The organism is Streptomyces sp. D2-8 (assembly GCF_023184515.1).
Taxonomy (GTDB): Bacteria; Actinomycetota; Actinomycetes; order Streptomycetales; family Streptomycetaceae; genus Streptomyces.
Genome location: NZ_JAAHBP010000004.1, coordinates 18,031 through 39,123, shown reverse-complemented (window position 1 = coordinate 39,123; position 21,093 = coordinate 18,031). Strand labels below are relative to the sequence as shown.

At 71.3% G+C, this 21,093-nt stretch carries 21 protein-coding genes; 9 read left to right on the top strand and 12 right to left on the bottom strand.

Features of this window, described 5'->3' with window-relative positions; genetic code table 11:
* The first annotated feature begins 185 nt into the window (after positions 1-185).
* The gene (locus tag G3I77_RS11150) at positions 186-542 is read left to right on the top strand and encodes a hypothetical protein (RefSeq protein WP_248502747.1); all 357 of its coding nucleotides are present in this window, start codon (positions 186-188) and stop codon (positions 540-542) included.
* A gap of 92 nt (positions 543-634) precedes the next feature.
* Here G3I77_RS11150 and G3I77_RS11145 read toward each other — a convergent pair whose 3' ends face one another.
* Complete coding sequence (locus G3I77_RS11145; protein WP_282572817.1) at positions 635-2,953, bottom strand: PAS domain S-box protein; 2,319 nt, start codon at positions 2,951-2,953, stop codon at positions 635-637.
* Between the two features lie 407 nt (positions 2,954-3,360).
* On the opposite strand from G3I77_RS11145, the gene G3I77_RS11140 reads away from it, so the two are divergent.
* Both G3I77_RS11140 and G3I77_RS11135 read left to right on the top strand, forming a co-directional pair.
* Complete coding sequence (locus tag G3I77_RS11140) at positions 3,361-3,627, top strand: CopG family transcriptional regulator (protein ID WP_248502745.1); 267 nt, start codon at positions 3,361-3,363, stop codon at positions 3,625-3,627.
* Entirely contained in the window at positions 3,624-4,067 is a 444-nt protein-coding gene (locus tag G3I77_RS11135) for a PIN domain-containing protein (protein ID WP_248502743.1), read from the top strand. Before G3I77_RS11140 ends, G3I77_RS11135 begins: the two co-directional genes overlap by 4 nt.
* Before the next feature lie 355 nt (positions 4,068-4,422).
* On the opposite strand, the gene G3I77_RS11125 is transcribed toward G3I77_RS11135, so the two are convergent.
* The 3 genes from G3I77_RS11125 to G3I77_RS11115 all read right to left on the bottom strand — a co-directional run bounded on the left by G3I77_RS11125 (position 4,423) and on the right by G3I77_RS11115 (position 6,341).
* Positions 4,423-4,878, bottom strand: coding sequence for a tellurite resistance TerB family protein (locus tag G3I77_RS11125; RefSeq protein WP_248502741.1), 456 nt, complete (start codon positions 4,876-4,878; stop codon positions 4,423-4,425).
* Between the two features lie 151 nt (positions 4,879-5,029).
* On the bottom strand, positions 5,030-6,025 hold the full coding sequence (locus G3I77_RS11120; RefSeq protein WP_248502739.1) for a sporulation protein: 996 nt from the start codon (positions 6,023-6,025) through the stop codon (positions 5,030-5,032).
* Between the two features lie 97 nt (positions 6,026-6,122).
* Positions 6,123-6,341, bottom strand: coding sequence for a hypothetical protein (locus G3I77_RS11115; protein ID WP_248502737.1), 219 nt, complete (start codon positions 6,339-6,341; stop codon positions 6,123-6,125).
* A 285-nt stretch (positions 6,342-6,626) separates the two neighbouring features.
* On the opposite strand from G3I77_RS11115, the gene G3I77_RS11110 reads away from it, so the two are divergent.
* Positions 6,627-7,514 (top strand): universal stress protein, encoded by an 888-nt coding sequence (locus G3I77_RS11110; protein ID WP_248502735.1) that lies wholly within the window; start codon positions 6,627-6,629, stop codon positions 7,512-7,514.
* Here G3I77_RS11110 and G3I77_RS11105 read toward each other — a convergent pair.
* The gene (locus G3I77_RS11105) at positions 7,508-8,719 is read right to left on the bottom strand and encodes a cation:proton antiporter (RefSeq protein WP_248502733.1); all 1,212 of its coding nucleotides are present in this window, start codon (positions 8,717-8,719) and stop codon (positions 7,508-7,510) included. The genes G3I77_RS11110 and G3I77_RS11105 overlap by 7 nt on opposite strands.
* 3 nt (positions 8,720-8,722) lie before the next feature.
* Positions 8,723-9,208 (bottom strand): cation:proton antiporter regulatory subunit, encoded by a 486-nt coding sequence (locus tag G3I77_RS11100; RefSeq protein WP_248502946.1) that lies wholly within the window; start codon positions 9,206-9,208, stop codon positions 8,723-8,725.
* Between the two features lie 381 nt (positions 9,209-9,589).
* Between G3I77_RS11100 and G3I77_RS11095 the strand changes: the two genes are divergently transcribed.
* Both G3I77_RS11095 and G3I77_RS11090 read left to right on the top strand, forming a co-directional pair.
* Positions 9,590-10,927, top strand: coding sequence for a hemolysin family protein (locus tag G3I77_RS11095; protein ID WP_248502731.1), 1,338 nt, complete (start codon positions 9,590-9,592; stop codon positions 10,925-10,927).
* Positions 10,924-11,949, top strand: a complete 1,026-nt coding sequence (locus G3I77_RS11090; RefSeq protein ID WP_248502729.1) for a hemolysin family protein — start codon at positions 10,924-10,926, stop codon at positions 11,947-11,949. The genes G3I77_RS11095 and G3I77_RS11090 overlap by 4 nt, the downstream gene beginning before the upstream one ends.
* A gap of 96 nt (positions 11,950-12,045) precedes the next feature.
* Here the strand turns inward: G3I77_RS11090 and G3I77_RS11085 are convergent, their stop codons facing one another.
* The 3 genes from G3I77_RS11085 to G3I77_RS11075 form a co-directional block, all read right to left on the bottom strand.
* A complete protein-coding gene (locus G3I77_RS11085; RefSeq protein ID WP_248502728.1) occupies positions 12,046-13,269 on the bottom strand; it encodes a sodium:proton antiporter in 1,224 nt (407 codons plus the stop codon).
* 163 nt (positions 13,270-13,432) lie between these two features.
* Positions 13,433-13,954: a hypothetical protein gene (locus G3I77_RS11080; RefSeq protein WP_248502726.1), complete on the bottom strand. Its 522-nt coding sequence runs from the start codon at positions 13,952-13,954 to the stop codon at positions 13,433-13,435.
* A gap of 179 nt (positions 13,955-14,133) precedes the next feature.
* Positions 14,134-14,655 (bottom strand): nitroreductase family deazaflavin-dependent oxidoreductase, encoded by a 522-nt coding sequence (locus tag G3I77_RS11075; RefSeq protein WP_248502724.1) that lies wholly within the window; start codon positions 14,653-14,655, stop codon positions 14,134-14,136.
* 171 nt (positions 14,656-14,826) lie between these two features.
* On the opposite strand from G3I77_RS11075, the gene G3I77_RS11070 reads away from it, so the two are divergent.
* The 3 genes from G3I77_RS11070 (at position 14,827) to G3I77_RS11060 (ending at position 17,383) form a co-directional block, all read left to right on the top strand.
* Complete coding sequence (locus G3I77_RS11070) at positions 14,827-15,915, top strand: PP2C family protein-serine/threonine phosphatase (RefSeq protein WP_248502722.1); 1,089 nt, start codon at positions 14,827-14,829, stop codon at positions 15,913-15,915.
* A gap of 34 nt (positions 15,916-15,949) precedes the next feature.
* Positions 15,950-16,486, top strand: a complete 537-nt coding sequence (locus tag G3I77_RS11065; protein ID WP_248502720.1) for a MarR family winged helix-turn-helix transcriptional regulator — start codon at positions 15,950-15,952, stop codon at positions 16,484-16,486.
* A 192-nt stretch (positions 16,487-16,678) separates the two neighbouring features.
* Positions 16,679-17,383: a hypothetical protein gene (locus tag G3I77_RS11060; protein ID WP_248502718.1), complete on the top strand. Its 705-nt coding sequence runs from the start codon at positions 16,679-16,681 to the stop codon at positions 17,381-17,383.
* A gap of 269 nt (positions 17,384-17,652) precedes the next feature.
* On the opposite strand, the gene G3I77_RS11055 is transcribed toward G3I77_RS11060, so the two are convergent.
* The 3 genes from G3I77_RS11055 to G3I77_RS11045 form a co-directional block, all read right to left on the bottom strand.
* Positions 17,653-18,405, bottom strand: a complete 753-nt coding sequence (locus tag G3I77_RS11055; RefSeq protein WP_248502716.1) for a DUF4142 domain-containing protein — start codon at positions 18,403-18,405, stop codon at positions 17,653-17,655.
* Positions 18,406-18,985: 580 nt separating this feature from the next.
* The gene (locus G3I77_RS11050; protein ID WP_248502714.1) at positions 18,986-20,239 is read right to left on the bottom strand and encodes a beta-propeller fold lactonase family protein; all 1,254 of its coding nucleotides are present in this window, start codon (positions 20,237-20,239) and stop codon (positions 18,986-18,988) included.
* A gap of 192 nt (positions 20,240-20,431) precedes the next feature.
* Positions 20,432-20,788: a hypothetical protein gene (locus tag G3I77_RS11045; protein ID WP_248502712.1), complete on the bottom strand. Its 357-nt coding sequence runs from the start codon at positions 20,786-20,788 to the stop codon at positions 20,432-20,434.
* Between the last annotated feature and the right edge of the window lie 305 nt (positions 20,789-21,093).

The following is a 21,093-nucleotide window of genomic DNA, read 5'->3' as shown; positions in this document are numbered from 1 at the left end:
GATCGGGTACGTCGTGAAGCCCGGTTCGTCGGGTGCCGCGGGAGGCGGCAGGACTCGCCGCACGGGCCGGACATCCGTCGACCGGCGGTCGCCCGGCCGGCCGGAGACTGCCGGGTTCCGGCAGTGACGGTGGACCGTGAATCGGGCAGAGTTCGCGCGGAGGAAGCACGGAAGGGGAGTGGGACGTGGTGGTTTTCCTGTGGTGCTGGATCGGCCTGTTCACTGCGGTGCTGCTGCCCCTCGGCATCGCCATGCTCCGCGGCTGGGCACCGAACAGGGCGCGCACACGGTGGTCCCCGGCGCGGATCCGGGTGCAGGGGGTCTCCGCGCTCGTGATGTACGTGGGAGGCCTGGTGCCCGCGGTGGCCGATCTGGCGGTCATGCCCCGTGAGGCCGCCGACATCCTGCTGTCCGCGACCGCACCCCACCTGGTGTTCCTGAGCCTGGGGCTGCAGGGCGGCGCGGCCCTCTCCGACTGGTTCGGACGGCGGACCACGCCGTGGAAGGTCCCGCCCGGGGCGCCGCCTCATCGACTCGGCTGACGCCGTCCACACCGTCGCCGTCTGGCTTGCCCGGGTGCTGTGGGCCGCTGCCGGAGCCGGCCGCGCGTGTGCGGGAGGCCGGGTTGCGCCGGTCAGAGCCGGAGGGCGAACCAGGTGGTCTTCCCCAGCTCGTCGGGGCGGACACCCCAGGTGTCGGCGAGGGCGTCGACGAGGATGAGGCCGCGTCCGGACTCCTCGTCCTGGTCGGCCAGCCGTGGCTGGGGCAGGTGCGGGCTGAGGTCGCTGATCTCGACGGCGAGTTCGGTGGCGGTGCGGCGCAGGTGGAGGACGACAGGGCCTTGCGCGTGCTGGACGGCGTTGGTGAGGACCTCGGAGACCAGCAGTCTCACGTCGTCGGCCTTGTGGGCGCAGCCCCAGGCGGTGAGGGTCTCGACCGCGAAGGAGCGGCCCGAGGAGACCGCGGAAGCGGTGGCCGGCAGTTCTGTACGGGCGATGTCCAGCGGGGCGGCGGGGAGCTGGGCCAGTAGGAGGGTGACGTCGTCGTCGTGGCCCTCGGCGTCGGGCAGCAGCGCGGCGAGTACGTGGTCGGCGGCATCCTCGAGGCCGTTGGAGAGCGCGAAGGCGTCGTCGAGGGCCGTGGTGAGCTTGTCGATCTGGAACTCGATGTCGCTGCCGGGGGTTTCGACCAGGCCGTCGGTGTACAGCACGAGGGCGGCGCCGGGTGCGATGGCGGCGCTGGACTGCTGGTAGAGGATGTCGCCGACGCCGAGAGGGGCGTTCACCGGCGCGGGCAGCCGGCTGACGCCGCCGCCGGGGGTGGCGACGAGGGTGGGCAGGTGGCCGGCGGAGCACAGGGTGACGGATCCGGCGTCCGGGGCGATGACCAGGTAGCAGCAGGTGACCAGCTGGTCGGGGACATCGAGGTCGGCGACGACCGCGTCCAGAGCCTGCATGAGCTGACGGGGCTGCATTCCGGTCTTGGCCAGGGCATGGGCGGCGGAGCGCAACTGGCCCATGACGGAAGCCGCTTCCAGACCCCGGCCCATGACGTCGCCGATGAGGACACCGACCCGGCCGGCGCCGAGCGGGATCAGATCGAACCAGTCGCCGCCCACGCCGGCGCCCTGGGTCGCGGGCCGGTAGCGGCTGGCAGCGGCCAGGCCGGGGATGGCGGGCGGGGTGCCCATGAGGCTGCGCTGCAGGGTGAGGGCGATGTGCTTCTGCTGCCGGTACAGCTCGGTGAGTTCGGCCTCGGCGCGCTTGCGGTCGCTGATGTCACGGACGATGGCGCAGGCGCCGACGACCGCTCCGGTGGCGTCCCGGGTCGGCCACAGGGTGACGTCGACGTCGAGCGTGGCACCGGTGCTGGTGACCCGCAGGGTTTCGAAATGCTCGATCTTCTCGTCCTGCCGCAGCCGCTCCAGCAGCTGGGTGATCTCGTCCTTGCGCTCCGGCGTGGCCAGCATGGACACGTGCTGCCCGACGGCTTCCTCGGATGTGTAGCCGTACAGCCGCTGGGCGGCGGTGTTCCAGTACGTGATGCGGCCGTCGAGCGTCTTGGCGAGGATCGCGTCCTGGGAGGACTCGACCAGGGCGGCGAGCTCGGTGATGCGCGCCTCGGCGGCCTTGCGTTCGCTGACGTCCCGTACGGCCGCGGAGACGAGGAGCCCGTCCACCGTCTCCAGGGGGCTGAGGCTGATCTCGACGGGGAACTCGCTGCCGTCCTTGCGCAGTCCGTGCAGTTCGAGCCCGGCCCCCATCGGCCGCACCTGCCGGGTGGCGGCATAGCCGTCCCGGTGCCGGGTGTGGTGGGTCTGGAACCGCTTGGGCACCAGCAACTCGACGGGACGGCCGAGGAGTTCGTCGCGCCGGTAGCCGAAGAGGGCTTCGGTCTGGGCGTTGACGAGTTTGATGGTCCCGGTGTCGTCCACGATCACCATCGCGTCGGGGGCCGCCTCCAGCAGTGCCCGGAACCTCTCCTCGGCGGCCTTGCGTTCGCTGACGTCGCGGACGGCGGCGGAGACGAGGAGCCCGTCGGCGGTCTCCAGGGGGCTGAGGCTGATCTCGACGGGGAACTCGCTGCCGTCCTTGCGCAGTCCGTGCAGTTCGAGCCCGGCCCCCATGGGGCGCACCTGCCGGGTGGCGGCGTATCCGTCGCGATGGGTGGCGTGGTGGGCGTGGAATCGGCTGGGGATGAGGATCTCGACGGGGCGGCCGAGGAGTTCGTCGCGGTGGTAGCCGAAGAGGGCTTCGGTCTGGGCGTTGACGAGTTTGATGGTCCCGGTGTCGTCCACGATCACCATCGCGTCCGGGGCCGCCTCCAGCAGCCCCCGGAACCGGTCCTCGACGGTTCCGGGCGTGCCCACACCGCCCGGGGTGCCGCGTCGGCGGCCGGCCTGCTCGGCAGCCCCTCCTCTGCCGGTCGACCCTGATGTGATCGTGTCGCTCATGGCGGCCCCAACTGACTGGCAGTTTGCGGTGAGTCGGCCCATCTCACCGCTTTTCGGCCATGCCCGCCCCGGCCTGCCCCTTACTGGCCCCGAGACGGCCGTACCTGCCCGCTTGTGACCGGATGCTGTTCTCCTCTGGTCGAGGAGTGCTGAGCCCGGGCACCCCACCTGACTGGTGGCTTTCGAACGTTTCGGTCGGGGCGCTCCTGCTCGCACGGCGCGTCAGGGACATGGGTCCGCCACTGCGCCTCGGTCGGCTTCGCCGGGGCGACGGGAAGGCCGCTGGAGTGACACCTGCCGGCCACCGCGGAGCCGGCGGCCGCTGTTTCCGCGGAACAGCCGGCGGCCGCGTAGCGGCGTCCCGCCCGACCGATACATCAATCCGGTACATGGACTGCTCTTGGTACATGTCCATGAAGCGCACCAACGTCTACGCGGACCCCGAGGACCTGGCCATCATCAAGGAGGCCGCCAAGCGTCGAGGTATAAGCGAGGCCGAGATCATCCGCCAGGGCATCCACCTTGCAGCCATGGCGAACCGGGTCTGGGACGAGCCGCTGTTCTCCCGCACCTTCGAAGGGCCGGGGCGCACGCTGTCCAAGCCGCAGGTCCGCGACACGGTCGCCGAAGCCGCCGGGCGTGAGACCGGCTCGGGTGCCGGATCCGCCGCGTGATCATTGTTGTCGCCGATACGTCCGGCCTGCTGGCGGCCCTGGACTCGGCTCATGCGGAACACCGGGCGGCGAACGAGGCGATCATGGCGGCGGGCCTGCTGGTCATGTCCCCGCTCCTGCTCGCCGAACTGGATCACGTGGCGACGCGTGAGCTCGGCAGGGAGGCTGCCCTCAGCGCGGTCGACGACCTGCGGCGCTGGATGAGCCGGGGTCGTGTCGTCATGCCGGAGATCACGGAGGACCACCTGGGCGCCGCCCAGTCTGTCCGTGTCCGCTACCGCGCGCTGGACCTCGATCTCGCCGACGCGGTGAACGTGGCACTTGCCGCCGACTACGACACGGACGCGATTCTCACCCTCGACCGACGAGACGTCCGGGCCGTACGCCCGTTGGGCCGCTACAAGGCGTTCCGGGTACTCCCCGAAGACCTCCCCCTCTGACGCAGGACCCCCGGTGGTCAAGTGCCCACCTCCGGCTCACCGGCTATGGCCGTGCCGATGAACGTGGCGACGATGCCCGGGGTGAGCAGGGTCTACGCGCCGCTGTCCTTCGGCGGCGTACCACCCGTGCGCTCGGTCCGTTCGGGCGTGGGGACCGACGGCCGTTCCGTGCCGGGGGCGGTCGCGCCGGTACCGTCCACGGACCGCGACGCGGTTGCTGACCGGGGTGGCGGCTTTGATGGCTGCCCGCAGCACGCTGTGCCTCGCCCCCTGGTGATGGTGGTCGGCATGCTCAGGACCCCTGACGGCGGGCCGGCGCCGGAGGGGCGTCGGCCCGCCGCACGGTCCGGGTCGGTCAGAGGTCGAACTCGTGGGGCGGCAGGTCGAGGGCGTAGCACGCCTCGCGGACCACGGCCTGCTCGTCCTTGTCGAAGTCGCCGTCTGCGCCGCCGATGACGATGCCGATCTGGATGACGGCCCGTGCTTCGGCGGGCTTCTTCTTGGCCTTGGCGATCTCCTGCATGACGCTCACCTTGCCGAAGTCGAAGTCCGCGGTGAGCTTGTTGAGGTTGTCCTCGAAGCGGCGGCGCAGGTCGTCGGCGTCGAAATTCTGCAACACCTCGTTGGTGGCGATGAGCTGGGCCACGCGCTGCCGCTCGGACGGGTCGACCGTGCCGTCGGCGGCGGCGACCAGCGCGCACATCGCCATGCTCGCGTCGCGGAAGGCGCCGCTCTTCAGGTCGTTCTTCTTCGCCATGAGCTGGGTCTGCATCGTCGATGCGGACTCCTTGAGGCGGTCCCACAGGGCCATGAGAACTCCGTACGGGTCGGGAGGATGCCCGGGCCGGGATGCTCCGGACAGCGCTTCTTCTACAACACAGTAGAAGTTATCAGCAGGGGGCGGAGAGGTGCGTCTGCCCACTCCTTGCTGGTGGTCCTTCACCGGCTGCCGGGGCCTGGTATCAGCTCTCGTCCTCCTCCTCGTCGCCCTCGAAGAAGTCCCCGACCTCGTCCACGACTTCGGCCGCGACCATGCCGCCGACGACGCCGACCGCGAGCCCGGCGGCACCCGCGGCGACGGCGGTGCCCATGCCGGGACCGGAGCGGTGGTGGTCGTGCCCGTGGTGCCCGCCGTGTCCGTGCCCTGGGTACGGGTCACCGTGACCGTAGGCGCCGTGGGAGCCGTACGCCGCCCGGTGCTCGACCAACTGGCGGATCCAGCCGTCGACTTCCGCGTGCCAGTCGCGGGAGTCGTGATGGCCGACGGTGAAGCGGGTCAGCGCGTCATGGCCGCCGGAGAGGAAGCCGCCGCGCTTGTCGGCCTCCAGGACGACCTCGATGCCGCCCGGGCCGGCCAGGAAGGTCACCTCGATCTCGTTCACCTGGTGCGCGTACTGCGGCGCCGGGGTGAGCTCGATCTCCTGGTAGAAGGGCAGCTGCTGGCCGCTGCCGCCGATGCGTCCGTACTCCAGGTCGGCGGACTTGAAGCCGAAGCCGAGCCGGCCGAGGGCTTCCAGGATCGCCTCCTGCGCGGGCAGCGGGGCGATGTTCAGCTGGTCCAGGTCGCCCTTGTCCTTCGCGCCGGCCACCGCCAGCTCGGTGCGCACGCCGAGGACGATGCCCAGGCCCTGCCCGTACAACTCGGTGATCGGCGTCTCCCACGGCAGCGTCAGGGTGAACGGGACGCTGTGCTGCTGCCCCGCTCCGAGCCGGAAGCCGCCGCCGACGGTGAACCGCTCGAAGGTGACGACGCCCTCGCTCTCGCCCTCGCTGTGCTCCGCCTCGACCCGGGCCACGAGTTCCAGGGTGATGTGCTCGATGTCGAAGTCGGCGTCCCCGCCCTTGAGGTGGACCTGTCCGGTCAGCGCGCCGCCGGGGCGGGCGGCTCCCGGGTCGAGAACCGTGTCGACGGTGGGTCCGCCCACGCCGAGTGATCCGAGCAGTCGTTTGAACACCATGGTGGCGTCCACTCCTTATGCGTGCGTGTGTCTCGTTCAAGTGCGGTGCCGCGCGCCGGGGCGGGCGCACGGCACCACGGCTGTGCGCGGGGGCGGGCTACCTGGCCGCGTCCAGCGCGGCCAAGGCCTGCGCCCAGCGGACGTACTTCAACTCGGCCAGGTCGGCTACGGTCTTGACCCCGAACGCCTCCCGCAGCAGTTCGCCGTCGCGGTCGGAGACCCCCTTGAGAGCGCCCACCGGGGCGGCCAGGATCTCGGGCAGGGGCTTGTCCGCCCACGCCTTGTCCAGCACCTTGTCCAAGTCGATCGAAGCCATGCGTGTCCTCTTCCGCGTGCGCGAGGCCCGGCCCTGCCGCGGGCCTTCTACAAGCGAGTAGAAGCATAGGACTGTTGCAGGCCGGGCGGGGCGGGGATCGCGCGGGCACGCGGGGAAAGGCCGAAAACGGGCCCTTGCACTGCTCGGAGGGCGTGTCCGAAGCGTGCTGGTGCGCCCCTTTGCCTGCCGTGGGGTCAGCCGCTGGACGCCCGGTTCTCTGGCGGTGACGCGAGGTCGGCGTGAAGCTGGAGGTGGGGGTCTGGCGTCCGGGATCCGGGAGGCGCGGTGGCCGGTCGGGTGGTGGTGGGTGTGGACGGGTCGGCGTCGGGTCTGGCGGCGGTGGAGGTGGCGGCGTGCGAGGCGCGGTTGCGAGGGGCGGAGCTGCGGGTGGTGCACGCCTTCCTGTGGCCGGCGATGCATCCGCCGCCGGGCCCGTTGCCGCTGGGCCCGCCGGCCGGCGGTGTGCGGAACATGGTCGAGCGTCTGGTGGCCGAGGCGGTGGAGCGTGCCAGGACCGCCGAGGCGGAGGTGCGGGTCTCGCACGCCGTGGTTCCGGGTGAGCCGCTGACGGTGCTGGAGGCGCAGTCGCGTGCCGCCGAGCTGGTGGTGGTCGGGTCTCGGGGGAGGGGCGGGTTCGCCGGGCTCCTGGCGGGCTCGACGGCGGTGCATCTGGCGGCGCACGGCCGGTGTCCGGTGCTCGTGGTGCGGGAGGAGCCGCATGCGGACGGCCCGGTGGTGGTGGGCGTCGACGGCTCCGCGGCGGGAGAGGAGGCGGTGCACTTCGCCTTCGCCGAGGCCGCGCTGCACGGGACCGGTCTGGTGGCCCTGCGCGCCTGGACCCTACGGAATGCGCCGATGCCCGCACCGTGGGACGCGTCGGTGCGGTACGCGAACCGGCCGGCCGGTCGCGCGCAGGGCGAGGAACGTCTGCTGGCCGAGGCGCTGGCCGGCCATCGGAAGCGGCACCCGGAGGTGACCGTGCGGCAGGAGGTGGTGCACGGCGGGACGCGCGAGGCGCTGATCGAGGCGAGCCGTTCCGCCCGCCGGATGGTGGTCGGCGCCCGGGGACGCGGCGGCTTCGCCGGGCTGCTGCTGGGATCGGTCAGCCAGGCCCTGCTGCATCACGCGCACTGTCCGGTAGCGGTGGTGCGAGGAGGCGGCACGGATCACTGACGGACGGCGGACTCCGGCCCGCGAGGCCCGGCAGGTCCCCCCGCGGGCCGGGCGCCCGCGGGCCGGGCGCCCGCGGGGCGGGTGGGCGTGAGTCGGGTGAGGACGGGACCGCAGACGGCGAGGAGCATCACGTAGGTGGTGACCAGGGCCCCGAGGCGCTGATCCGCCGTACCGGCGAGGCCGATGATGACGACGGAGAACTCGCCGCGGGCGATGAGAGCCGTTCCGGCCCGCAGCCGCCCCCGCCGGCCGGCGCCTTCGCGGGCCGCGGCATACCAGCCGGTGGCCACCTTGGTCGTTGCGCCGACCACCGCCAGCGCAGCGGCGGCAGGCAGCATCGGCAGCAGGTCGCCCGGGTCGACGGACATCCCCAGGGCCAGGAAGAAGACGGCCGCGAACAGGTCGCGCAGCGGAGCGAGGACGCCTCGGGCCCGGTCGGCGGCCTCGCCCGTCAGGGACAGTCCGATCAGGAAGGCCCCGACGGCGGCGGAGACATGGATGAGCTCGGCCAGGGCCGCGACGACCAGGGTGATGCCGAGGATCCGCAGCAGCAGCTGCTCGGGGTCGGGGTGGGACATGACCCGGCCGACGTGGTGTCCCCAGCGGTACGAGCCGGTGATGGCCGCGGCGACCGCCGCGGCGGCCACCGACACGGCGAGCAGTGCCTGCCACCAGGTTCCTCCGGAAGCCAGGACGGCGAGCAAGGGCAGGAAGCCGGCCATGGCGAAGTCCTCCACCACCAGCACGGACAGCACCGCCGGGGTCTCCCGGTTGCCGAGTCGGCGCAGGTCGCCGAGCAGGCGGGCGACGATCCCGGAGGACGAGATGTAGGTGGCGCCGGCCAGCGCCAGGATCCCCACGGCGTCCAGACCGAGCAGCCAGCCCGCCGCAGCGCCGGGCACGGCGTTGAGCACCACGTCCAGGGCGGCGGAGGGGCGGTGGCGGCGAAGGCTCGCGGTGAACTCCCGGACGGTGAAGTCCAGGCCGAGGACCAGCAACAGCAGGATCACACCGATCGAGGCGCCGATGTCGACGAACTCCCGGGCAGCCGGTACCGGGGCGAGCCCGCCCTCGCCCAGGGCCAGCCCGGCCACCAGGTACAACGGCACCGGCGAGAGGGCGATGCGCCGGGCGAGAGCGCCGAGCACGCTGAGCGCGGCAAGGATGAGCCCCAGCTCCAGCAGCAGAGCCGTAGGCGTGTGCAAGGGTCAGCCCTCGACGATGCGCTGGACGCCCGCGATGCCCTCGCGGGTGCCGACGACCACCAGGACGTCCCCGGCCCGCAGGAGCTGGGCCGGCCCGGGGGAGGCGATGACCTCCTCGCCGCGCACGATCGCCACGATGGAGGCGCCGGTGCGGGTCCGGGCCCGGGTGTCGCCCAGGACACGTCCTGCGTACGGGCTGCCGGGGTCGATCTGGATCTGTCCCGCGCTCAGGCCCGGCACCTCGCGGGTCAGATCGGCGAACCGCTCGGCGATCCGTGGGGCGCCCAGGATCTCCGCGACGGTGTCGGCCTCCTCGCTGGTGAACCGGAGTACAGGTCGGGCCTCGTCGGGATCCTCGCCCGCGTACACCATCAGCTCGAAGTCCCCGGAACGCCGGGCGACGATCGCGACTCGGTCGCCGTCACGGTTGACGAACTCGTAGCGCAGTCCCACTCCGGGCAGCAGGACTTCGTTGACGTCCACCCGCATCATCCCCATCAGTGCATCAGGTATCGGCCCGGACCGGGCCGCTGCCATGGATCTTCGGCACACACCGCTCGCGACTCGAGCCGCGGCGCCTTCGGCGGCCACGCCCTGGTCCGGTACAGGAGACCGCCAGTGTGATGACCCCGAAGCGGGCGCCGACAGGGCCGATCAGTCCCCGAAGGGCAGCCGGGTGGACCTGTTGCCCGCCCGGACCCGCTGCTTTGCGAGTCCTTTACAGTTGGTGTAGAGGCAGGCGATCCTGTTTTCACCCGGTTCCACCTGTGATTCGAGAAGGAGCGACGTTCCCCCGATGGGTGAGCCTCCCAGTACCAGCCGTGCCATGGCCCGCCGGACTCGCGTGATCGAGGGAGCGGGGGTGGCACGGTGACCGAGGTCCTGCTGCTCCTGCTGGCCCTCCTGCTCACACTGGCCTGCGCGGTGTTCGTCGCGGCCGAGTTCTCCTTGACCACCGTCGAGCGCGCTGATCTGGAGCGTGCCGCCGAGGCCGGCGAGCGCGGCGCGGACGGTGCGCTGAAGGCCGTACGACGTCTCACGCTGCAGTTGTCCGGCGCCCAGCTGGGTATCACCGTCACCTCGCTGGTGATCGGCATGCTCGCCGAGCCGTCCCTGGCCGCGCTGCTGCGCGGTCCACTGCGGGCGATCGGCCTGGGCGCCGCCGCCTCGTCGGTGGCGACGGTGCTGGGCGTGGTCGTCTCCACCGTCGTGCTGATGGTGGTCGGCGAGCTGGTGCCGAAGAACTGGGCGATCTCCCGTCCGCTTGCGGTCGCCAAGGTGGTCGCCGGTCCGCAGCGCGCGTTCACGGCCGCGTTCGGCCCGTTCATCGAGCACCTCAACGGCACCGCCAACCGCTTCGTACGCCGCTTCGGTCTGGAGCCGGCCGAGGAGCTGGCCTCCGCCCGCACCGCCGAGGAACTGGGCGCGCTGGCCCGGCACTCCGCCGCCGAGGGGGCCCTGGAGGCGGACTCCGCGGAGCTGTTCGTACGGACCCTGCATCTGAGTGAGCTGACGGCGCAGAACGTGATGACGCCCAGGGTCGACGTCAAGGCCCTGGAGGTCCACGCGACCGCCGCCGATGCCGCGAACCTCTGCCACGCGACCGGGCTGTCCCGCTTTCCCGTCTACCGCGACAGCCTGGACGAGGTGGTCGGGACCGTCCACATCCGGGACGTGCTCGCCCTGGAGCCGGAGAAGCGGGCCGCCACGCCGGTCACGGAGCTGACCACGGAGCCCTTGCTGGTGCCCGACAGCCTCCCCGCCGACCGGCTGCTGGAGCGGCTGCGCGAGCACCGCACCATGGCCGTGGTCATCGACGAGTACGGCGGCACGGCGGGCGTGGCGACCGTGGAGGACATCGTCGAGGAGGTCGTCGGCGAGGTCCGTGACGAGCATGATCCCTTCGAGGCACCCGACCTGACCCCCGCCCCGGCGACGCGGGACGGACGCGCGGTGTGGGAGGCGGACGGCAGCGTCCGCATCGACCAGCTCACGCACATGGGACTCACCGCGCCGGAAGGACCGTACGAGACGGTCGCCGGGCTCGTCGCCACCCGTCTGGCCCGCATCCCGGGCAAGGGGGATGTCGTGCACCTCGACGGCTGGCAGCTCGAGGTGCTCGAGGTCGAGCACCACCGCGCCGACCGGATACGCATCACCGAGTCGGCCGCCGCCCTGCCCGCCCAGCTCATGGAGGAGGCCCGATGACCGCGCTGCAACTGGCCATCGGTGCCCTGACGCTGCTGACCAACGCGTTCTTCGTCGGAGCCGAGTTCGCCCTGGTCTCCGTGCGCCGCAGCCAGATCGAACCGCGCGCCCAGGCGGGCAACAAGCGGGCCCGGATGACGCTGTGGGCGCTGGAGCACCTCTCCGCGATGATGGCCACGGCCCAGCTCGGTATCACCGTCTCCTCGCTGGTGCTGGGCGCGGTCGCCGAGCCCGCGATCGCGCACCTGATGGAGCCCGGCTTCGAGGCGGTGCACCTCCCGCACGGCCTGGTGCACCCGGTCGCGTTCGTCATCGCGCTCACCCTCGCCACCTATCTGCACATGCTGATCGGCGAGATGGTGCCGAAGAACATCGCGCTGGCCGCCCCGGTGTCCAGCGCGCTGCTGCTGGGCCCGCCCCTGGTGGCGCTGACGCGGGCGCTGCGGCCGTTCGTGTTCGGCATCAACGCCTTCGCCAACGCCCTGCTCAAACTGCTGCGCGTGGAGCCGAAGGACGAGGTCGAGTCGGTCTTCACCGACGACCAGCTCGCCCGCATGGTCGTCGACTCCAGTGCGGCCGGGTTCCTCAACCCGGCCGACGGCGAGCGGCTGCGGGACGCGTTGGAGCTGGGCACCCGGCCGGTCGGCGAGATCGTGGTCCCGGCGCAGCGGATGCGAACCGTCGACGACACGATCACCCCTGCCCGGCTGGAACGGCTGGCGGCCGAGGCGGGCTTCTCCCGCTTCCCGGTCACCGGAGCCGACGGCGTCGTCCTGGGGTACGTGCACATCAAGGACACCCTGGGCGTCACCGACCGCGACCGGCCCTTCCCGCGCACCGCGCTGCACAAGGTCACCCGTGTGCGCATCGACACCCCGCTGGACGACACCCTCACCGCCCTGCGCGCCGAGGGCAGCCATCTGGCCGCCGTCGTCGGGGAGAGCGGCACGGTCATAGGCTTCGTGACCATGGAGGACGTGCTGTCCGAACTGGTCGGACCGTCGGCTCCGGCCACCGCGTGACCGCCGGGCCGCTCCGCGCGCGCCCCCGCACGGAGCGGCCCGGTTCGGCTTGCGTGACCAGAAGGTGAGGGTGAGTCGGCGGACCGGGCCGACGATTCAGCGGGTGTCCCGGGCGGTGGCGGGAGCCGATTCGTCGCCGGGGATGCCGGCGATGTCCTCGACCTTGAAGAGACGGGCGATCGGCACATCGGTGGAGCTGTGGGCGATGATCGAGAAGGCGATGCACACGGCGATCAGGGTGAACGCCTCCTCGCCCTGCGGGATCCCGGCCTGGAGCACCAGCAGCCCGTACACCACGGATGCGAAGCCCTTCGGCCCGAACCACGCGGCCACCAGCTTCTCCTGCCGGGTGAACCGGGTGCCGACCAGTGACAGCAGCAGCGAGGCCGGCCTGATCAGCATGATCGCGAGCACCACGGTGACGTAGCCGCCGAAGGACAGGTCGCCGAACAGCTGCGGTGTCAGCAGCGCCCCGAACACCAGCAGCGCGGCGAACTTGGCCAGCTCCGCAAGCATCTCGCCGAGCGGCTCGAACGCCTCCTTCGCCTCCAGCGACCGCGCGGTGAGCACCGCGCCCGCGGAGAACGCGGCGAGGTAGGGGTTGGCGTGCGTGAGGTGGCACAGGGCGTACAGGGTCACGCCGATGGCCAGGGGCAGCAGCGGCTGAAGCTTGGGCTCGGCGCCCAGCAGCCTGAACCGTACGAGCTCGATCACCACGAAGGGCAGGACCACGCCGAAGACGAGGCCGAGCATCAGCTCCAGCGCGATCTTCCCGAGCGACGCCTCCGCGTGCCCGGAGGTCGGTCCGGCCGCGGCGATGAGGATGAGGACCACCGGCAGGGCCAGCCCGTCGTTGATGCCGCTCTCCACGTTGAGCAACTGCCGCAGCTTCGACGGGACTTCCTTGCGGCCGACGATGGCCGACGCGAACACCGGGTCGGTGGGCGCGAGCACCGCGCCGACCAGGAGGGACGTCGTCCAGTCCAGCCCCACCAGGAAGTGCGTGATCAGAGCCATCCCGACGAACGCCAGCGGCATGCCGAGCCCGAGCGCGCGGGCCGGGTTGCGCCAGTTCTCCCGCAGCTTGGGGAAGGAGACGTGCATACCGTCGGTGAACAACACCGCGAACAGCGCCAGGTCGGCCGTGACGGACACGATCCCGCTGTCCGGCGTGATGTGGATCAGCCCGAGGAACCCGTCACTGACGAGGGCGCCGCCGACGAGGAAGAGGAAGGACGTGGACAGCACGGTCCGGGCGGCGAGCCCCGACAACAGCACCGCTATGAGCAGCGCCACCCCGAAGACCACGATGAGCACCATGACCAGAACCCCCGATCGGCGAAGAAAGTTGTCCTCAGACCGCCGACCCGACTTCCCGGCACACCGCTGGGAACCTTACACGTCCTTGACGTGGCATTGACATGTTCTAGGCGGGCATCCGGACGCGCCGTTGGTTGCCGGGTTCCGGAAGGACGAGGCTCCTTCACCCGATGGCGGCGGTCGGTGTTGGCTCGACGGTGGTGGACCCGGGGCTGGTCGTGGGGATGGCGCCCGGCGCCTCCTCCACTTCCTGGACCGTGCTGCCGCCCGAATCGTCGCCCGGTGCACCCGCTGTGGTGGACAGGAGGGACCAGGCCCCAAGGGCCAGGCCGACGGCCGTGACCGTCGCGATCACGCGGCCGGCCCGGCGGAGTCTGGCGGGGCTGTCGAGTTCTCGCCAGGCCAGTCGTGGACCGTCGGGCTGCCACAGGTCGCCCACGGCCTCCGTCCGATCGTCCGCCGGTGTGCGACCCGGGCGAGGACGGCGCGGGTTCTGCCGGTCGGCATCGAGACGACGAGGTGGCCGAGCGGTTGCCCGTTCCTGTGCGGAGGGCTCCCTGGGGGCGGACTTGCGGATGGCGGGCTCGTTGTCCGCCAGGAACTTCAGCCAGATGTCACCGGCGTCGGACGGCGTGACATCCGGGTCGTCCGGTGTTCCTCGTCTGTCTGGATCTGGGGTGGTCACACCCTTTTCCTCCTGGGAAGGGTCGCGTGGCCGGCGGCCACCGCATCCTGTCAGGGGGCCGGCCGACGACCGGAGCATTGTCCTGTGCCGATCGGCCTTCGGCCGGCCCCCGACCCCCGACCCCCGATGATTGCACAGTGCAAAATGTGATCGCCAGTGTTCTCGAGTGATTTCCCGCGTCACGAGTGCCCGTGCGCGGCCCTGCCGTACCCGCCGGAGGCTTCGAGTCGCACGAAGGGAATGGCTTGTCCTGCCTCGCGGAACGACGCCTCGCCGCCGTCGGCGGGGAGTCCCATGAACGCGCACAGCCGGCGGGCGGTGCGAGGGTGCCGGCGACCGTAGTCGGCCATGATCTCGGCGCCGTCCTCGGACGGAAGGAAGTGCGCGGTGACCGCGTGCGGGCGGTTTCCGAACCGGATCAGGGTCTTGGGCTGGGCGCGCAGGTTCAGATACCAGTCGGCCCGCGGGCCGAAGCCGGAGGCGACCGTCCAACTCGCCTCGGCCGGGTCGTAGGACACGACCTCGAGGACCGTCATGCGGTCGAGGCCGGAGACCCGGCCGGTGTGGTGCAGCAGAAGGAGCCGCTTTCCGAAGAGGGGCCCGAGACCCGCCCGGTAGAGCAGGATCGGCAGGCGCAGGGCCAGGCGGCGCCAGCCGGTGGGAAGTCCGGGGCGGCCGTGTGCCGTTTCTCTGTCGGTCATGGTCGGGCCTCCCGTGTGTCGGGCATGTCGTCTGTCGGACTCGATTGGGTAAAGGACCCGGAGCGGAAGTCATCTCGCGCACAACACCTTTGCATAGTCTAAAGGTGGGGGAGGGGCGCCTGTGGGGAAGACCGGCGGCTCTCGACAGCCGCGACATCGCAGGAGTGCCGCATGACCGACCGGAAGCCGCCGTCGAGCTGGACGCTGCTGTCCTGCATGCCGGTCGTGGTGATGGCGGTGGTCACGGTGACGGACATCGTGGCGGGGCCGAGTGTCGGGTTCCTGCCGCTGGTCTCTCTCGGGCCGGCCTTCGCCGGCCTGGTCGGGGGGTGGCGCCGTACGGCCTGGTTCGGACTCGCGGCCCTCGTGCTGTGCGTCGCGCTCGGGCTGTACGACGGGCTGTTCGACGGGCGCCGGGGCTACACCGCGCTGGCCTCCGTGGCCGGTGTCACCGGTGTGGGTGTCGCGGCCGCGGTGATGCGCTCGCGCCGGGAGGCGGAGCTGGCCAGCGTGCGGTCGATCGCGGAAGTCGCCCAGCGGGTGCTGCTGCGGCCCGTGCCGCTGACGGCGGGTCCGCTGCACGCCGCGGTGTCCTACACCTCGGCGGTCGCCGAGGCCCGGATCGGCGGGGACCTGTACGAGGTGGTGTCCTCCCCGCACGGCGTGCGGGTCATCGTGGGCGACGTGCAGGGCAAGGGCCTGGCCGCGGTGGAGACGGCGGCCGTGGTGCTGGGTGCCTTCCGCGAGGCGGCGTACGACGAAGCCGACCTGTCGGGGCTGGGCGACCGCCTGGAGCGGAGCGTGGCCCGGGAGCTCGAAGGGGAGAAGTTCGTCACCGCGATTCTCGCCGAGATCGGCACGGATCACGAGGCGGTCTTCCTCAACTACGGGCATCCGGCCCCGATGATCGTGCACGAGGACGGCACGGTCGACTTCCCGCAACCGCACTCCTTCGCGCTGCCGTTGGGCCTCGGGGCACACGGGAGCGAGGGCCCGACACCTTACCGGGTGGGCTTCGCCCCGGGCGAGCAGCTGCTGCTGTACACCGACGGCGTCACCGAGGCCCGCGACGAGGACGGCCGTTTCTATCCCGTCGGTGAGCGGGCGCACCTGCTGAAGGACCCTGACGCGCACCGGGCCCTGGGGGCCCTGCGGGAGGATCTTGCCCAGCACTCCGTCGGACCGCCGCACGACGACGCCGCGATGCTCCTGCTGCGCTACCACGGTCATGGGAAAGGAAAATCTGTTCCCACTCCGTGAGTGAGCAGGCACTTCCGCACGGTAGAAAGGACCCATGCCGGAGCGTGAGACCCCTGCGGGGACGATGGACGACGTGGACGTGGTGACCCGGTCGGTGCTGACCGCGTCCCGCCTGCTGGTGGGGGTCTCCGCGCGCTCCCTCGCCGCGGTCGAGGAACGGGTGACGCTGCCGCAGTTCAGAATGCTCGTGGTGCTGTCCACACGCGGCGCCACCAAGCTCGTCACGCTCGCCGACCTGCTCCGGGTCGCCCCGTCCACCGCCATGCGGATGGTCGACCGGCTGATCGCCGCCGGGCTCGCCGACCGCCAGTCCAACCCCGGCAACCGCCGCGAAACGCTGCTCCAGCTCACGGAGGAAGGCCGCCGCACGGTCGCGGACGTCACCGCCCGCCGCCGCGCCGCGATCGCCGAGATCGTGGAGCGACTCACTCCGACGCAGCGGCTGGCGCTCATCGAGGCGCTGGCAGCCTTCAACGAGGCTGGGGGAGAGCCCCTCGCTCCGGCCCGGGACGACACGGAGTCGCACCCGCTGGGGTGGGCGATGGACGTTCCCGTGGCCGGCGACGCCTGACGGGCGCGGGTGGTACTTCTCACCCAGCCGACCGTTTTGCATAATGCAAGGGAATCGCGAAGGGAGCCGGCCCTGCTGCCGGGCCCCGGCAATGCGGGCGGTGCGTGCCTGTCCGGCGCCGGGCAGTGCGGAGCGTTCCCGCGCGCACCAGGATGGCGGGGTCGCAACACGAGGCGGGAAAGGGGTGGCCGCATGCTGCCTGCACAGCACTCCGCGACCGCCGCGGAACCGCACCTGATGGAGCGTCTGCGCAGCATGGTGTGGGGGCCGGCCGAGTTCGTCGGGCCGCCGCCGCTCCGGCTGACCGCGAAGGGAATCCTGGCCGGGTGTGTGGCAGCGGTCGCCATCATCGGCAGTTCGGTCGCCGGTGCCTGGTACGGGGTCACCGCACTGGCCGCCGGTGAGGGCGGTCTGGTGTGCGCCGCCGTGCTCGTCCTGTACCTGTGCGGGGTGCGGGCAGGACGTGCGCTGGTCGGTGCCGTCGCGGTGCTCGCGGTCAGCCTCGCCCTCCATACACCCCCGGCCGCGGCGGGGTTCGTGCTGGCGGAGCGGGGGCGAGCGGAGTCCGTGGTGGTGGTCTCCGTCGAGGGCGCCTCTGCCGACGCCCCGGGCAGTGGCCGCTACCTCTGCTCGGTGATCGACCGGGACGGCGTCCCCATGAAGATCCGTATCTGGCGCGGCTGCGAGCAGACCACCCGGCCTGGTGACGCGATCACCGTCGTGTACGACGCGGAGGGTCGGGTGCCGCCGCGCGGCGCGGAGGGAGGGGGGTCCGCCCTGGACGCCCTGAGCGGACTCGGCGGCTGGCTGGCCGGGCTTGTGCTCGCATGCGTGGTCGCCGTCGTGCGTTCCTATCGCCTCTCCGCTCCTGACCGAGGGCATCGCCCGTCGCCCTGAGGCCGACGGGCGGCCGCACCCCGGTTCGGTCGATCCCGTCGGGCGGGCCACAGCCTCACGTCGAGCGGCCGCTCCTCGACGGCCTCGACGACGACGCGGGCTTGGCTCGCGGTGACTTTCACCACCCGGTCCGCGGAGGTGACCCGGGGAGCGAGCCGCGAGGCCGCAGCACCCCGGGCGCCGACACCGAAACAGACGACTTCGGTCGGCCGGGTGTGAGGCGCGGATCCCGGCGCACTCCCGTCGCCGGTGTGTCAGCTCGCGGACCGTCAGCCCGCCGCCGGAGGTGGGGTGGGAGCACTCGGAGCGTTCGTCTGGAGGTCCTCCAGCTCTTTGGGGATGTCCAGAGTCAGGACCGGCGATCCGGGTTGCGGAGGAGGCGGCGTGGTCTGCTCCTGCGGCATCTTGGGCGGGCTGGTCTGCTGCAGGTTGACCTGCTCATGATTAACCAGGCCCGTCTTCTCCAGGACGGTGATGTGGTCGAGCACCGTGTCATTGGCCTGGTCGGCAAGCTGGCGCACCAGAGTGTTCCTGGTGTTGGCCCGGATCTTGGCGATGACGGGGAAGATCTGACCGTGCGTGACGCGCATGATGTTCACCGCCAGGGAGTCGAACTCCTTTCCCGTGCTGCCGTCCACGGTCGCCACGAACTGCTGCTGCTGGGGGGATGCCTGGTTGGGCAGGGTGATGTTCAGCTCCGGGGCGATCTTTCGGCAGGTGATGTCGAGCCGGCCGTGGCCGACGACCAGGTGCTCACCGGCTTCCTTCATCTCGGGTGACGTGCCCCGCTGCATCGCCAGCAGACCCAGTGGGTGTTCCCAGAGCCCGGCCGCGCGCACCTTGGCCACGAAGTCCCGGTCGGCCTCTGTGAGGGGACCGTAAGGGGTGTTGGCGATGATCCGGTCCGGCGAGGTGGCCGTGTTCTCCACCCCCAGCATCGCCGGGTAGGCCAGAGCAGCGATGGTCAGACCCAGGGCGCCGAGTGTGAAGACGCGGCCTGCCTTGGTGCGGGACATGCCCATGGTGCCTCCAGATGTAGAGCGGCTCGTACAGCAAGAGGTACGCATGGACGGCGGGATCGCTTCATTGCATCGAGCAAAAATTGCACTGGGTCAGAGGGGGGCCGGCATGTTCGATGTCGTCAAGCCATCCGGGCACGCCGGTTCCAGGTAGGTCGCGCGGGGGGCTGGTCCGCCGCGCACACCGACCGACCTGACGGCACGGCTTCAATGAGGGCCACAATCACCGGCTCAGGAACCGGCTGCGTACTCTCCGGAGGATCCGTGAGCGACGACCTGAGTCCGGCTTCGACGCCTCCGCCGTCGCCGGGTTCGCGGCCTCGGCAGGGCAGTTCGCCCGACGCTCGGAGCGTCGCGGGAACAGGGGGAAGCGCTACCCCAGCACGTCGAGGTGCCGCCCCTGGTGGAGTTCGGCTTCCATGAGCTGCTCCACAGCCGTCAGCCGAGCACTGTTCAGCCACGGCGGCGGCCGTCCGCATCTGCTGGGGTCACGGACGTCCCGCCAAGGGGGACAATCACCCTTCCAGCTTCCAGCCTCCAGCCTCCAGCCTCCAGCCCCCGGGCCGCATGCGTACGCGGTGTGTCACACCGCGGCGATGCCTTCCATGCCCGACTCGTCGAAGGCGGGCAGCCCCTCAGCGGTGGTGACCTTCGTGAGAGCGCCGTCGGACTCGACGCGGAAGCCGTCCACGGTGCCGGAGACGGCGTTCTGGACGTAGACGAACTTCTCGTCCTCCGTCACCGCGAGGTCGATCACGCCCTGAGAGTTCGCGGAGGGCGGCGTGGCTACGCCGACGTCGTTGGTCAGGGAGAGCTCGCCCTGCTCATCCATGCGGTAGCCGCTGACGGTGGAGTTGCCGGTGTTGCCGCCGTAGAAGTAGTTGCCCGCGCGCTCCAGCCAGCACAGGACCTCCTGCCCGTTGGCGAGGGGCTCCTGAAGGACCTCCAGCTTGCCGTCGTGCTTCACCTTGTAGGTGGTGACCGTGGACTTCTCGGCCTCGGCGACCAGCATCCGCTTCCCCGACTTGTCGAAGCTGATCGCGAACGGGACACCGCCCGCGGACTCGTTGACGACCGGTTCGGCGACGGCCGGCAGGCCGTTCTTCTTCAGCGGGAAGACCTCGACCGTGTTGGCCGCCTTGGTGGTGACCACCAGGTTGCGGCCGTCCGGGGTGATCTCGACCTCGCCGGGCGAGGTGTCGAAGCGCGGTACGTCCTCGTTGTTCAGGCCCAGCGAACGGTGGGAGCCGTGCAGCGGCTCGAGCCCCTTGCTGGTGATCTCGAAGCCTTGGACGGAGCCCTCACCGCCCGCGTTCATGACGTACGCGACCTTGCCGTGTACCGCGATGCTGGCCGGGAACTCCCCTCCGGAATCCACGATGTGGCGGTCTTTCAGTTCCTGTCCCTCGACGCGGAACGAGGTCACGGTGCCGCTGCCCGCGTTGACCGCCAGCAGCCTCCCCGAGGCGTCGTCGTAGACCAGCGACCCCTGGGAGGCGAGCGAGTCGGTGGGGGCGTCGACCTGGTCACCGCCCTTGCCGCCGGTCTCGTGGGTCCCCGCGGGTTCGAGCTTGCCGTCGTCATCTCGCGCGAACACGTGGATGGTGTTGCCGTCCAGCTCGTTGCCCTGGACGAAGACGGCGTGGTCGGCACCGGTGCTCCCGGAGTACTGACTGGCCGAGGCCAGGGACACGGCGACCGTGGCCGCCCCGGCGATGGCGAGGGCTCCGCCGCCGATCACGATGCGCCGCGTCCTGGACTTTCGCCGGTGACCGCGGCCCGCTCCGTCCTGGCCGCTCTGTCGATACCGATCACCGTGACCGCTGTGCACGCTCATGTTCCGTCTCCTTCAGCTTCGTTGCCCATGTTCGTTGCCCATGGCGCCCGTATCCGTCCTCCGTGGCTGCGGACGGGACAAGAATGACCAGCGGGTGGGGTGGGAGGAGTGGGGAACGAGCTCCGCGTCAGACTCTCGTAAGCAGTGGCTCTGCCCCGGGCGAAGGCTCGGCGCATGCGCTGCTCGGCAGTGTCAATGCGCCAGGGCGGCGACGAGGGGCAGAGGCACGGGACCCGCCCGGGCGGGCATGCGACCGCACACCGCACGGCACAGGGGGTGCCTTCGGCCCGCTGTCCGAGACCGGCCTCGGCCGTGGGGCCCGGTCGTCCAGGCGAGCAGGGCGAAGCCGCACGTCGTCCGGAGCAGGAGCAGACCCCCGAGGAGGGCCGAGGCCCCGCCGCCGGCCGCGCTGCCCGAGGCGTCGTCCGCCGTCCTGGCTTCGCGTGCGGCGCCCGCGCTCCGGGTCCCGGTGTAGGTCAGCGTGCCGTAGCCGAGGTGGTCCTGGCTCCAGCCGGCCCCGCCGCGCAGCCCGCCGCGGTCCTCGGGCATGAGCTTGTCCTTGTAGGCCGTGATGTTCGAGCACGGAGCAGCGAGAGCACCAGCAGCATACGACCCGTCGCCGGTGCGCGACGGCGGGCATCTGGAAGCGCAGGCCACCAGAGCGGCCGGCCCGCACCACTCGGCCAACCGGATCGTGGGGACCAGCCCGGCATGTGCGATCAGGCGGTGTCGTCGAACGCACGCCCACCGCACGGCCGTTGTAAGCCTGGGGCGCGGCTGAAGCCTCGCTCGGGAAGGCATCCAGGGCGGTCGCCCGTGAGGGCGGGTATTTGTCACGCTCGGGTCGAGCGACC